Consider the following 14,281-nt stretch of genomic DNA (forward strand, 5'->3'; position numbering starts at 1 on the left):
CCGACGGTGTGCACCAAAGCAATTTAGCAGCTTCTGGTACCCAAAAGAAATTTATATGCTTGGTCGTCATATGCGCGTCAAACGCCCCACCGGCCCCACAGGAGACTCCATGCTGCAAGCCGTGAACCCCGTCATCCCAGGCATCGCCGCGATCGCCCCCGAGTTCGTCGAGGTGCGGCGCCGCATCCATGCCCACCCCGAACTCGCCTTCGAAGAGACGCTCACGAGCGATCTCGTCGCCGAGTTGCTGACCGGCTGGGGCTACGAAGTGCATCGCGGTATCGGCAAGACGGGCGTGGTCGGCGTGCTGCGCGAAGGGCAAGGCACGCGCACGGTCGGGCTGCGCGCCGACATGGACGCGCTGCCGCTCTCGGAAACCACGGGCCTGCCCTACGCAAGCCGTCATGCGAACAAGATGCATGCATGCGGGCACGACGGCCACACCGCGATGCTGCTGTGTGCGGCGCGCCACCTCGCGGCAACGCGCCAGTTCTCCGGCACGCTGAACCTGATCTTCCAGCCCGCCGAGGAAAACTTCGGCGGCGCGAAGGCGATGATGGACGACGGCCTGTTCGACCGTTTCCCGTGCGACGCGATCTTCGCGATCCACAACATGCCGGGCCGCGCGGCCGGCGACATGGCGTTCCGCACCGGCGCCGCGATGGCGTCCGCCGACCGCGTGACGATCACGCTGCGCGGCGTCGGCGGCCACGGCGCGATGCCGCATTTCGCGCGCGACCCGATGTCGGCCGCGGGCAGCATCATGGTCGCGCTGCAGACGATCGTCGCACGCGAGGTCGACGCGCAGCACGCGGCCGTGATCACCGTCGGCAGCGTGCAGGCCGGCGAGACATTCAACATCATTCCCGAAACCGTCGTGATGAAGCTGTCGGTGCGTGCGCTGAGCGCCGACGTGCGCGCCCTGCTCGCGCGCCGCATCGAAGCGCTCGTGAAGGGCCAGGCGGAAAGCTTCGGCGTCACCGCGGAAGTCGACTACGACTATGGCTACCCGGTGCTCGTCAATCACGCGGAACCGACCGCGTTCGCGGCCGACATCGCATGCCGGATGCTCGGCGCGGAGCGCGTCGAAACCGAAACCGCGCCGCTGATGGGCAGCGAGGATTTCGCGTTCATGCTCGAAGCGCGCCCCGGCTGCTACGCGTTCATCGGCAACGGAATCGGCAGCAAGGGCGGCTGCATGGTGCACAACCCCGGCTACGACTTCAACGACGACATCCTCGCGATCGGCGCGAGCTACTGGGTTCGCGTCGCCGAAGCCTGGCTCGCGGCCTGACGACCCTTCATCACGCAGTTCCGCGCTCCAAGCAAGGGAACCCCATGGAAACGTCCGCCATTTCATTCGCCGGCACGCCGGCCGATGCTCGCGCCACCGCGAAGAAACGCCGGCTGATCGCCGCCGCCGCCGTCGGCAACGCGCTCGAGTTCTACGACTTCACGGTCTACAGCTTCTTCGCGATCCTGATCGGCAAGCTGTTCTTCCCCGTGCATTCATCGTTCGGACAACTGATGCTCGCGGTCGCGAGCTTCGGCGTCGGCTTCGTCACGCGTCCGCTCGGCGGGCTCGTGATCGGCATGTATGCGGACCGCGCCGGCCGCAAGAAGGCGATGATCCTCACGCTGTTGCTGATGGCGCTCGGTACCGCGACGATCGCGGTCGCGCCGACCTTCGCGCAGATCGGCATCGCCGCGCCGCTGCTGCTCGTGCTCGCCCGGCTGCTGCAGGGGTTCGCGTCGGGCGGCGAAGTCGGCGCATCGACGACGCTGCTGCTCGAACAGGCGCCGCAGCATCGTCGCGGTTTCTATGCGTCGTTCCAGTTCTCGAGCCAGGGGCTCGCCGCGCTCGCGGGCGCACTCACCGGCGTCGCGCTGACGTCGACGCTGAGCGCCGCGCAACTCGAAAGCTGGGGCTGGCGCGTGCCGTTCATCATCGGCACGCTGTTCGTGCCGCTCGGCTACTGGCTGCGCCGCACCGTCGAGGAAGTGCCTGCTGCCGCGCCGGCCGCCGCACACGACGAGCCGGTCGCATCGCTGCCGCTCGCCGACGTGCTGCGCCATCACGCCAAGGCCGTATTCGCGGGCCTCGGCGTGACGATCGGCGGCACGTCGATCCACTACATCATCGTGTTCTACATGGCGATCTATGGCGTACAGGTGCTGCACTTGCCGACCTGGTTGTCGATGACGGCCGGCTGCGTCGCCGGTGCGATCCTGATGCTCGTGACGCCGATCGGCGGCCTTCTGTCGGACGTGTACGGGCGCAACCGGATCGTCTGGTGGACACGCATCGTGCTGATGGGCACGATCTACCCGGCGTTCATCGCACTGAATCGCTGGCCGGGCGCCGCGTCGCTGCTGTCGATCATCGTCGCGCTGTCGATCATGCATGCGATCAACATCGGTGCGACCGGCGCGATGCTCGGCGAGTTGTTTCCGCGGGCCGTGCGTGCGACGGGCGGTGCGCTCGTCTACAGCGTGGGTGTCGCGATCTTCGGCGGCTTCGCACAGTTCTTCGTCACGTGGCTGATCGCGGCGACCGGAAATCCGAATGCGCCAGCGTGGTATGCGATCGGGTGTGGCGCGATGACGTTGCTTGCGATTCGCTGCATGGACGAGAAGGCAGGGAAGGCGCTGGATTGAGCGGCGGACGGTGCGGCCGAAGCCGCCGCATGCCGCAAATGAAAAAGGCACGGGTCAATCACCCGTGCCTTTTGCGTCTCCGGCGCTGCACCACTCAGAACGTATGCATCATCCCCACATACGCGCCCGTCTGCGACTCGCCCGTCATCGGGCTCGTTCCCGACGTCGCGTCACGCGGCGTCGCGAGCAGCGAGAAATTCGAATTCCCGCCGTTGCGCACATACGCGACCGTGCCGTACAGGAACGTGCGTTTCGACAGGTTGTACGTGGTGCCGAGCACGTACATCATCGCGTGCCCCGACGGGTCGTGCGACGCATCGCCGCCGCCGTCACCCACCTTCACGTAATACCCGCCGCCCGTCACGGCCCACTGCGGCGTCGCCGAATAGGTCGCGCCGAGCCAGTAGTGATCGGCACGATCGGCAACACCGGCCGGGCTGTCCGGCGCCTGGTAGTGCGTATACGCCCCCTGGATCTTGAACTTCGACACCTTCACGTTCGCGCCGACGAAGTACTCGCGCGACGCGGTGAAGATATTGCTGAACTTGCCGTTGTTGTCGCGCAGCTCGTCGTAGATGCCGCGCACGTCGAGCACCGGCGAGTGGTACGAGATCATGATCCCGTCCGAGCGGCCGAAATCGTCGGCCGCGCCGTAGTTGAAGCCGCGTGACTGGTTGCCGAACGCGTATTGCGCCTGCACGTCGAAGCCGCCGATCACCGGGCTGTGATATTCGATGTTGTTGCTGGTCTGCTGCCAGTTGCGGCCACGCACGAGCGACGCCGACGAAAACGCCTGCTGGACGAACGGATCGAATTCCCACACGCCGTCGCTGTCGATGAACAGGTTGCGGCCGGCCTGCAACTGGCCCCACGTGTTGCTCTTCAACCCGACGTACGCGCGCCGCGACCACATGCGTCCGCCGCCCGTCTGGCCGTTCATCACCTGGAACGCGGTTTCCAGATTGAACACCGTCGACAGCCCGCCGCCGAGATCCTCGACGCCCTTCAACCCGAACATGCTGGTGCCCCAGTCGCCGCTTTCCGCGCTCCAGCGCGTCCCGCTGCCGCCGTTCGGCTTCGCGATGTGATTCAGGTATTCGACGCCGCCGTCGATCCGGCCGTACAGCGTGACGCTCGTCTGTGCAAACGCGGCCGCCGGCGTGGCGGCCGCAATCAGCCATGCGAAGTATTTGAGTCGCAAAATGATGCCCCCTCGAAGTCTCGACCGTCCGACGCGCGCCCCATGCACGCGCCTCGGGTCTGCTTATCCGCGATCGAGCGAAAAACGTCCGGGGCCGGCCGCGCAGAGCGCGAGCAAGCCGCCCGAGATCGCGATGTTCTTGTAGAAATGAATCATGTTGTTGATCTGCTCGCCGCCCGTCATCGTCCAGTAGTGGTGACCGATAACGGCGGTGCCGATCGTATACAGCGCAAGCAACAGGGCGAGCGGCCGCGTCTGGAAGCCGACGAGGATCGCAATCCCGACGAACAGCTCCATCACGACGGAGATCGCCGCCGAGATGATCGGCGCCGGCGCGCCCTCGCTACCCATGAACGCGATCGTACCGGAGAAGTCGATAATCTTCTTCCAGCCGAACATCACGAACAGGATCACGATCAGGATTCGGGCAAGCAGCAGCAGCACATCGCGCTGGGACGCGAGAAACGGTTGATTCGGTGTCATGGTGTGATCAACGAAAACGATGCGCGCTATCGCACGCACCGGATTGCCTGTGAACCGGGTCGGACGGCCATCCGCGCCGCCCGCCCCGCTCTGCAACAACCGGCATCGGGGCCCGCCCGATGTGCTGTGCTCCTCCTCTTTTACGTTGTCGCCCTGCTTCGTCGCCGTGCCGCGTCAGCGCAGCTTCGCGACGTCCTGCTCGGTCACCTTCGCGGCCGGATTGCCGAACTGCCCGGTCAGGTAGTTCGTCAGCGCGGCGATCTGCGCATCCGACAACTCGTGGCGGAACGCCGGCATCCCGACGTCCTCGCTGCCGGCCTTGCGCTGCACGCCGTTCAGGATCACCTGCACGAGATTGGTCGGATTCGACGCACCGACCGTCGAGTTGTGGAACAGCGGCGGGTAGTAACCGTCCGGCGAGCCCTTGCCCTGCATCTGGTGACAGGTCGCGCAGTTGCCGAGATACAGCCGTGCCGGATCGATGCCCGACGACGCGAGTGCGACGCCGCGCAGCTTCAGCCCGTCCTCGGCCGGCTTGCCCCACGACGAGCGCGACTGCTTCGCGTCGCCGCTGGCCACGGCCGGCACCGTGCGGATGTACGTCGCGATCGCGCCGATGTCGGCTTCGGTCATCTTCGAGAAGCTGTGCTCGATCGCCTCGGCCATCGGGCCGGCCGCCTGCGCGAGGCCCGGCACGCTGCCGGTGCGCAGGTACTGGACGAGTTGCTGCTGCGTCCAGCCGCCGATCCCCGCGTTCGGGTCGGACGTGATGTTGTAGCCGTCCCACCCCGCGAGCACCGAGCCCGACAGGAAGCTGCCGCCCGTTTCGTCGAGCGACTTCTCCTGCATCGCGATGCCGCGCGGCGTGTGGCACGTGCTGCAGTGCGCGAGGCCCTGCACGAGATACGCGCCGCGGTTCCACTCGGCGCTCTGCGCCGGCTTCGGCTGGTAGACGCCGTCCTTCAGGAACAGCCAGTTCCAGATCTTCAGCGGCCAGCGCATGCTCAGCAGCGCGGGAATCTCGTTCTTCGGCGGCGCCTGCTTGACCGGTTCGACGCCGTGCATGAAGTACGCGTACAGCGCCTGCACGTCGTCGTCGTTGATCTTCGCATACGACACGTACGGCATCGCCGGGTACAGGTTGTCGCCGTTCTTCGACACGCCGTGACGCACCGCACGCTCGAAGTCGTCGAACGTCCAGGTGCCGATGCCCGTATCGGGATCGGGCGTGATGTTGCTCGTATAGATCTTGCCGAGCATCGGCACCGGCATGCCGAGGCCGCCCGCGAACGGCTTGCCGCCCTTCGCGGTGTGGCACGCCATGCAGTCGCCCGCGACCGCGAGGTATTCGCCGCGCTTGACCTGCGCCGGATCGGCCGAATCGGCCGCGCGTGCGAGGCCGGGCAGCGCGAGGCAGCCGGCGAGGAGGAAGGTGAGAGTAGATTTCCGCACGGTCAGACTTCCTTCTTCAGCGTGTCCGACATCCGCAGCGCGAGCGCCGCGATCGTCAGCGTCACGTTCACCGTACCGACGGTCGGCATCGTCGAGCTGCTCGAGATGAACAGGTTCGGATGGTCGAACGTGCGGCAGTCCTTGTCGACGACCGAGTCGCGTGCATCCGCGCCCATGATCGTCGCGCCCGTGATGTGGTTGTTCGGCGCGAACTCGTCGTTGAACACGACGTCGGTGCCGCCGAGCACCTTCGCGGCCGTCGCGTAGACCTCGCGCGTGTGCACGGCGCCGCGCTTCACGTAATCGTCGATCGCATACGTGATCTCGGGGCGCGGGATGCCGATCGCGTCGGTGGCCGTCTTGCTCGGCACGATGCGGTTCTCGGGTTGCGGCAGGATTTCGTGGAAGCAGTCGAACTGCACGTAGCGTGCGGAACGGTCGCGGATCTGCGCGTCGAGCTCCTCGTGCTTCATCAGCTTGCCGGCCTTGAAGATCTTCTGCGTCTCCTGGTTGATGCGCGACATGTTCGACAGGTGGATCTTCTTCGCGGCTTCGGTCGCGCGGAACGGGCCGTCGCGGAAACCGATCAGCGACGTCATCTCCTGTGGGCCGCGGCCCGGCCACAGCTTCTCGCTCGCGTAGAACGACACGCCGGTGCCCGGGTGGTCCATCAGGTTGCGCCCGACCATGTCCGAGCTGTTCGCGACGCCGTTCGGGAAATCGCGGTTCGCGGACATCAGCAGGATCTTCGGCGTCTCGATGCCGTTCGCGGCGAGCACGAAGTACTTGCCCTCGACGCGATGGTCGGCGCCCGTCTTGTCCTTGTAGATCGCGGCGACGATGCGCTTGTCCGGCCCGGTCTCGAGCTTGTAGACCACCGCGCTGTCGATCAGCTTCGCGCCGGCCTGCTCGGCCTTCTCGACGTGGACGATGCCGTTGTACATCGCACCGATCGGACAGATCGGCATGCAATTGTTGTTTCCGCAACAGGTCGGCCGGCCGTCGTACGGGCGGCTGTTGCGCGCGACGGGCTCGGTCACCACGTGGAACTTCGGGTCATAGCCGTTCAGCGCGCTCTTGATGGTCTGCTCGTTGAACGACAGCGGCAGCGGCGGCATCGGATACGCCTGCTTGCGCGGCGAGTACAGATCTTCCTCGGGGCCCGGGCCCCACACGCCGAGCTCTTCCTCGGCACGCTGGTAGTAATGCTCGAGGTCGTCGTACTGGATCGGCCAGTCGCGGCCGACGCCGTACACGGTCTTCATCTTGAAGTCGTTCGGGATGAACCGCCACGCCGACGCGGCCCAGTGCCACGTCGTGCCGCCCACCGCGCGGATGTACTGCGAGTTGAACTTGTGCTCGCCCTTCAGGATCAGGTAGTCGTTCGGCGGGCCGTATTCCGGATGCGGGGCCCACGGGCTCGACGGGTACGGCGCCATGAAATCGGTCTTGTCGGGCTGGTTGCGAAAGCGCTCGACGATTTCCCAGCGCGGCATGCGCGGGCCGGCTTCCAGCAGGATCACCGACTTGCCCGCCATCGCGAGCTGGTGTGCAACGATCGCGCCGGCGACACCCGATCCGACGACGACGACGTCGGCTTTTTGCGTATCGGTATCGGCCATCAGGCTTGCCTCTCGATCGGTTTTTCGGCCCAGAAGCCGGGTTTGTTGGGGCAATACGAAGGGATCACGAGCGTATCGGACACCACGCTGAACATTAATGCTTCTTCGTAGGCAATCACGACGTTGTCGACGATGCCGAGATACCACGCGCCGAGAATCGTCAGTGCAAGCGATTCCTGGTCGGGGTTCAGCGAGCCGGATGCGAGCGCGCCGGCGAGCTGCGGCAGGCTGTCGGCCGTCTTGAACGAGCCCTTCTGCAAGGCCTGCAGATAGCGCTGGCCGGTGACGCGGCTCAGCCCTTTCTTGCCGGTCAATGCTTCGGAAAGCGTCATGAACGTATCGAGCGGCGCGGTGCCGGGATCGTCGGCCAGGGCCCGCAACGCCAGCGAGCCCGTGAGGCCCGCCGCCGTCAGCGCCAGTGCGCCCTGCAGCCATTGACGCCGCGTGATGCCGGTTGCGGCTGCGTCGTTGTCACGACGCGATTGGGGGGTGTTGTCGTTGTGCATGTTTCCTTCTCTCGAACACCGGATTCGGGAAAACCACGCTTGATATTTCTCAAACATTGGCGCGGACCTGCAATGTACGCGCACACGCCGGATCAAACAATCTTTTTATAGTCCATTTAATGTTCCGCAATCCGTGACAATCGACATTTCGCTGCATTTTTGTGTCGTCGACGCGACAGATCTGCGGCACGCACCGCCGTGTCGCACGCCGACGACACACTGCACGCCGCGCTGCGCGCGCATGACGGTCGGTTAGAATCCCGTGCAATCAAACAGAAAGCTTCCCTCCGAGGGCAATCGAGCGATGAAGCAGCGCGACAAGCACAACAAACAAAAGCATCGAATCAACCACACGACCCGGCTGCTCTGGCGCATCGGCGCCGTCGCGGCGCTCGGCGGCGCCGCGGCCCTGTCGCTGCATGCGGGCGCGGCGCGCACGGTGAGCGTGTCGCCGCAAGGCACCGTCACCGAAGTCCGGCAGAGCGTCGTCAAGTTCGACGAACCGATGGTCGCCTTCGGCTCGGCCTCCGCGCCGAGTCCGGCGCGCGTGAGCTGCAACGATTCGGCGGCCGCACGCGGCCAGGGCCACTGGCTCGACGACAAGACCTGGGTTTACGATTTCGAAAGCGACCTGCCGCCCGGCGTACGCTGCTCGGTCGCGCTCAACGACACGCTGCGCTCGGTCGCGGGCAATGCGGTCAGCGGCCCGCGTCGCTTCACGTTCCAGACGGGCGGCCCGTTTCCGGTGTCGGTGCGCCCCGGCTCCCGCGAGATCGAGGAGCGGCAGGTCTTCGTGATGACGCTGAACGGCCCGGCCGAGCCGCGCTCGGCGCTCGCGAACATCTGGTGCGAAGCGGCCGGCATCGGCAACCGCATTCCCGTCGCGGCGGCCGCCGACGATACGCGCAACGCCCTGCTCGATCATTTCGGGTTGAAGAAGGAGGCGGCGCGCGTGCTGACGCTGTCGTGTTCGCAGGCGCTGCCGGCGAGCGCGAAGGTGCAGCTGGTGTACGGCAAGGGCGTCGCGAGCCCGAGCGGCATCGCGAACGAAACCGAACGGCGTTTCGATTTCACCGTGCGCGCACCGTTCGCCGCGAGCTTCTCGTGCGAACGCGAGAACGCGAAGGCGCCCTGCACGCCGCTGCGCCCGCTCACGCTGTCGTTCAACGCGCCGATCTCGCGCAAGCAGGCCGACGCGATCAAGCTGCGCGGCCCCGACGGCTCGCTGTCGCCGACCTTCGCGGCCGACGACCACAGCGAGGAAGTGACGACCGTCACGTTCAACCCGCCGCTGCCCGCGCAGGCCGCGCTGACCGTCGAGCTGCCGTCGGGCCTGCGCGACGTGACCGACCGGCCGCTGTCCAACGCCGACTTGTTCCCGCTCGCGACGCGCACCGCGCCGATGCCGCCGCTCGCGAAATTCTCGTCGGGCACCTTCGGGATCGTCGAGCGCTTCGCCGAACCCGGCACGCCCGCGCTCGTGCCCGTCACGCTGCGCAACGTCGAGGCCGACCTGCATATCGCCGGCCTCAATGCAGGGGGCGCGCAATTCGCGAACCTGAAGGTCGAGAACGACACCGCAATTCGCCAATGGATGCGCACCGTCGATCGCTTCGACAACTGGTCGATGACGGCCGGCTCGATCGACGACCAGTTGCCCGGCCTGCTGGCACGCAAGGGCCAACACCCCGTCTACGTGCCGCTCGCGGCCGGCGAGAAACAGCCCACGCCGCGAGACCGCCGCATCGACGTGCGCTCGCTGTCGCTGCTGACGGGCGAGCCCGGCGCGCAGGTGCTGACGCTGCCGAAGGCCGACCCGAAGACGCTGCGCCCGTTCGAAGTGGTCGGCGTGCCGATCGAGAAGCCCGGCTTCTACGTGCTCGAACTCGCGTCGCCCGCGCTCGGCCGCTCGCTGCTCGCGAAGCCGTCGAGCATGTACGTGCGCACCACCGTGCTCGTCACGAACCTCGGCGTGCACCTGAAACAGGGCCGCGAGAACAACCTCGTGTGGGTCACGACGCTCGACAAGGGCAAGCCGGTGCCGAATGCGCAGATCCGCGTGTCGGACTGCAACGGCGACGAAATCGCGGCCGGCAAGACCGACGCGCAGGGCCTGCTGAAGATCGACGGGCCGTTCGAGCCGAAGCGCGCGTGCAGCTCGTCGGAGCAACGCTTCGACGACTATTTCGTGTCGGCGCGCGTCGACGATCCGAAGACGGGCCCCGACATGGCGTTCGTCAGCTCGGGCTGGAACCGCGGGATCGAATCGTGGCGCTTCAACGTGCCGACCGATACCGACAGCGCACCGACCGTGCGCGCGCATACGGTGTTCGACCGCACGCTGCTGCGCGCCGGCGAAACCGTGTCGATGAAGCATTTCATCCGCACCGAGACGCTGCAGAGCCTCGCGTTCCCGTCGCAATACCCGACGCGCATGACGATCCGCCATCTCGGCACGGGCCAGACGTACAAGCTGCCGCTCACGTGGGCGGCCGACCACAGCGCGGACTCGCAGTTCACGCTGCCGGCCGCCGCGAAGCTCGGCGAGTACAGCGTCGAACTCGAAGGCGGCCCGGAAGACGCGCCGACCGCCACCTATTACAGCGGCAGCTTCCGCGTCGAGGCGTTCCGCCTGCCGGTGCTGAAAGGCTCGATCGGCGCGCGCGACGCGCAGAAGAGCCCGCTCGTCGCCGTGAAGGAAGCGCCGCTCGCGGTGCAGATCGACTACGTGTCGGGCGGCGGCGCATCGAACCTGCCCGTGCAGGTGTCGGCGCTGATGAAATGGGCGTCGCCGCCGTTCGCGGACCGTTTCGAGGATTTCAGCTTCACGCCGTATCGCCCCGACACGAGCGACGGCAATGCCGACGACGATTCGCAGGACGACGACCACGCGTCGTCGAACAACAACGATCCCGACGCGACGAAGCTGATCGCCGACAAGTTGCCGCTGACGCTCGACCGCAACGGCGCGGGCGCGGTCACGCTCAAGGGCCTGCCCGACGTCGACGCGCCGAAACGCATCGCGCTGGAGGCGACCTTCGCCGATCCGAACGGCGAAGTGCAGACGATTCGCGGCGACACGATCCTGTGGCCGGCCGCGGTGGCGGCCGGCATCAAGGCCGGCCGCTGGGTATCGGTCGGCCAGCGCGTGCCGGTGCAGGCACTGGCGGTCGACCTGCAGGGCAAGCCGCGCGCGTCGGTGCCGATCGAGATCAAGGGCGTCGCGCGCATCACGACGTCGTCGCGCAAGCGGATGGTCGGCGGGTTCTATGCGTACGACAACAAGAGCGACACGCGCGACCTCGGCGTGCTGTGCTCGGGCAAGACCGACGACAAGGGCCGCATGGCCTGCGACGCGACGCTCGAGCAGGCCGGCAACGTGCAGCTGATCGCGGTCGCGAAGGACGGCGACGGCCGCACGTCGAATGCATCGACGTCGGTATGGGTCACGCGCGAAGACGAGCTCTGGTTCGGCGGCGACAATACCGACCGGATCGACGTGATCCCCGAGAAGACCTCGTACGAACCGGGCGAAACGGCCCGCTTCCAGGTGCGCATGCCGTTCCGCTACGCGACCGCGCTCGTCGCGGTCGAGCGCGGCGGCGTGATGGAAACGCACATCGTCGAGCTGAATGGCAAGAACCCGACCGTCGACCTGAAGGTCGGCGAATCGTGGGGGCCGAACGTATACGTGTCGGTGCTCGCGCTGCGCGGCCGGATTCGCGAGGTGCCGTGGTACTCGTTCTTCACGTGGGGCTGGAAGGCGCCCGTCGAATGGGCGCGTGCGTTCTGGCGCGAAGGCCGCCACTACGAGGCGCCGACCGCGTTCGTCGACCTGTCGAAGCCCGCGTTCCGCTACGGCCTCGGCGAGATCAAGGTCGGCGCCGGCGTTCACCGCCTCGGCGTGACCGTGACGACCGACGCGACGCGCTACACGGTCCGCAGCAAGGCGCAGGCGCACGTGAAGGTCACGCTGCCGAACGGCCAGCCGGCACCGGCCGGCACGCAGATCGCGATCGCGGCCGTCGACGAAGCGCTGCTCGAACTCATGCCGAACGACAGCTGGAACCTGCTCGACGCGATGCTGCGCCGGCGTGCGTACGGCGTCGAGACGGCCACCGCGCAGATGGAAATCGTCGGCCGCCGCCACTTCGGCCGCAAGGCCGTGCCGGCCGGCGGCGGTGGCGGCAGCGCGCCGACCCGCGAGCTGTTCGATACCCTGCTGCTGTGGAACCCGCGCGTGACGCTCGACGCGAACGGCAGCGCGACCGTCGAAGTGCCGCTGAACGATGCGCTCACGCGCTTCCGGATCGTCGCGATCGCGGCGGTCGGCCCCGACCGTTTCGGCACGGGCAGCACGTCGATCCGCAGCACGCAGGATCTGCAACTGATCTCCGGCCTGCCGCCGCTCGTGCGCGAAGGCGACGCGTTCCGCGCGCAGGTCACGCTGCGCAACACGACCGACCGCGCGATGCAGGTCGTCGTGACGCCGCGCGTGACGGGCCTCGATGTCGCCCCGCAAACCGTGTCACTGGCGGCGAATGCGGCGACCGACGTCGCGTGGACGATCACCGTGCCCGAGCAGGCGCTCGATGCGGCCGGTGCGCTGAACTGGCGCATCGAGGCGGCCGAGCAAGGCGGCAAGCGCGCGTCCGACGCGCTGGCCGTCGCGCAGAAGGTCGTGCCCGCGCTGCCGGTAACGGTGCAGCAGGCGACGCTCGCGCAGGTCGACGGCACGCTGACGGTGCCCGTGTCGGCCCCGGCCGGCGCGGTGAGCAACGCCCAGGGCGCACCGCGCGGCGGCATCGCCGTGTCGCTGCAGTCGAAGCTCGCCGACGGCCTGCCCGGCGTGCGGCGTTGGTTCGAGCGCTATCCGTACCGCTGCCTCGAGCAGCAGACGTCGCGTGCGATCGGGCTGCGCGACCCCGCGCAATGGCAGGCGCTGATCGCGCGCCTGCCCGTCTACCTCGACGGCGACGGCCTGGCCAGCTACTTCCCGCCATCGTCGGACGATTCGCATCACGGCAGCCCGACGCTGTCGTCGTACCTGCTCGTGGTGTCCGACGAAGCCAGCCGCCTCGATCCGCGCTTCGCGCTGCCGGAAGACCTGCGCACGCAGCTCGAAGCCGGGCTCGCGCGCTTCGTCGACGGCCGCCTCGAGCGCAACGCGTGGGCGCCGCGCCAGGATCGCGACCTGCGCAAGCTCGCCGCGATCGAGGCGCTGTCGCGCTACGGCGCCGCGCAGGGTCGCATGCTCGGTTCGATCGAGATCGCGCCGAACCAGTGGCCGACGTCGGCGGTGATCGACTATCACGCGATCCTGACGCGCGTGAAGGACATCCCGCAACGCGACGAGAAACGCGCGCAGGTCGAGCAGATCCTGCGGGCGCGCCTCACGTATCAAGGCACGCAGCTCGTGTTCTCGACCGCGCGCGACGACGACCTGTGGTGGCTGATGACCAGCAACGAGACCAACGCCGCGCGTCTCGCGCTGGAATTCGCGGGCGACCCGGCGTGGAAGGACGAGATGCCGCGCGTGACGGCCGGCCTGCTCGCGCTGCAACGCCAGGGCGCATGGCAGACGACGACGTCGAACGCGCTCGGCCTGCTCGCGGTCGAGCGCTTCTCGCGAACCTACGAGAGCACGCCGGTCGCCGGCGCGACGAAGATTGCGCTCGGCGGCGACGCGCGCTCGATCTCGTGGTCGCAGGCGGCATCGGCCGCGCCCGCCGACACGCCCGCATCGGCCACGCCCGCGACCCGCGCGGCCGCCGCACGCAGCGTGCTGCTGCCGTGGCCGCGTGCGTCGCAGGGGCCGGCCACGCTGTCGGTCACGCAGGACGGCACCGGCCGCCCTTGGGCGACCGTCGAAAGCCTCGCGGCCGTGCCGCTGCGCTCGCCGTTCGCCGCCGGCTACCGGATCGCGAAGACCGTCACGCCCGTGTCGCCCGCCGTCAACGGCGTGCTGACGCGCGGCGACGTCGTGCGCGTGCATCTCGACATCGATGCGCAGAGCGACATGACGTGGGTTGTCGTCAACGATCCGATCCCGGCCGGTGCGACGATCCTCGGGTCGGGCCTCGGCCGCGATTCCGAAGCCGCGACGCAGGGGGAGAAAACGCCGGACGGCGCGTGGCCGACGTTCGTCGAGCGCGACTTCGACGGCTACCGCGCGTACTACGACTATTTGCCGAAGGGCAAATTCTCGGTCGAGTACACGGTGCGGCTGAACAACGTCGGCACGTTCGGACTGCCGCCGACGCGCGTCGAGGCCCTGTATGCACCGTCCGTGTACGGCCTGTGGCCGAACCCGCCGATGACCGTGAAGCCGGCCGACGCGGGCAAGTGACGAGATCGCG

At 67.6% G+C, this 14,281-nt stretch carries 8 protein-coding genes; 3 read left to right on the plus strand and 5 right to left on the minus strand.

What is annotated here, in order from left to right; all coding sequences use genetic code 11:
* Positions 1–109 precede the first annotated feature (109 nt).
* Positions 110–1,294: a M20 aminoacylase family protein gene (locus WS54_RS07275; RefSeq protein ID WP_059783324.1), complete on the plus strand. Its 1,185-nt coding sequence runs from the start codon at positions 110–112 to the stop codon at positions 1,292–1,294.
* Between the two features lie 44 nt (positions 1,295–1,338).
* Positions 1,339–2,658, plus strand: coding sequence for an MFS transporter (locus WS54_RS07280; protein ID WP_059783323.1), 1,320 nt, complete (start codon positions 1,339–1,341; stop codon positions 2,656–2,658).
* A gap of 94 nt (positions 2,659–2,752) precedes the next feature.
* Here WS54_RS07280 and WS54_RS07285 read toward each other — a convergent pair whose 3' ends face one another.
* The 5 genes from WS54_RS07285 to WS54_RS07305 form a co-directional block, all read right to left on the minus strand.
* Positions 2,753–3,859 (minus strand): porin, encoded by a 1,107-nt coding sequence (locus WS54_RS07285; RefSeq protein ID WP_034204697.1) that lies wholly within the window; start codon positions 3,857–3,859, stop codon positions 2,753–2,755.
* A gap of 63 nt (positions 3,860–3,922) precedes the next feature.
* On the minus strand, positions 3,923–4,342 hold the full coding sequence (locus WS54_RS07290; protein ID WP_059783321.1) for a DoxX family protein: 420 nt from the start codon (positions 4,340–4,342) through the stop codon (positions 3,923–3,925).
* A 174-nt stretch (positions 4,343–4,516) separates the two neighbouring features.
* Positions 4,517–5,794 (minus strand): cytochrome c, encoded by a 1,278-nt coding sequence (locus WS54_RS07295; RefSeq protein ID WP_059783319.1) that lies wholly within the window; start codon positions 5,792–5,794, stop codon positions 4,517–4,519.
* A gap of 2 nt (positions 5,795–5,796) precedes the next feature.
* Complete coding sequence (locus tag WS54_RS07300; RefSeq protein ID WP_034204694.1) at positions 5,797–7,416, minus strand: GMC family oxidoreductase; 1,620 nt, start codon at positions 7,414–7,416, stop codon at positions 5,797–5,799.
* The gene (locus WS54_RS07305; protein WP_059783317.1) at positions 7,416–7,922 is read right to left on the minus strand and encodes a sugar dehydrogenase complex small subunit; all 507 of its coding nucleotides are present in this window, start codon (positions 7,920–7,922) and stop codon (positions 7,416–7,418) included. Before WS54_RS07305 ends, WS54_RS07300 begins: the two co-directional genes overlap by 1 nt.
* Positions 7,923–8,226: 304 nt before the next feature.
* On the opposite strand from WS54_RS07305, the gene WS54_RS07315 reads away from it, so the two are divergent.
* Positions 8,227–14,271 (plus strand): MG2 domain-containing protein, encoded by a 6,045-nt coding sequence (locus tag WS54_RS07315; protein ID WP_059783315.1) that lies wholly within the window; start codon positions 8,227–8,229, stop codon positions 14,269–14,271.
* Positions 14,272–14,281: the final 10 nt, after the last annotated feature.

Origin of the sequence: Burkholderia sp. NRF60-BP8 (genome assembly GCF_001522585.2) — a bacterium.
In the GTDB taxonomy this organism is placed as follows: domain Bacteria; phylum Pseudomonadota; class Gammaproteobacteria; order Burkholderiales; family Burkholderiaceae; genus Burkholderia.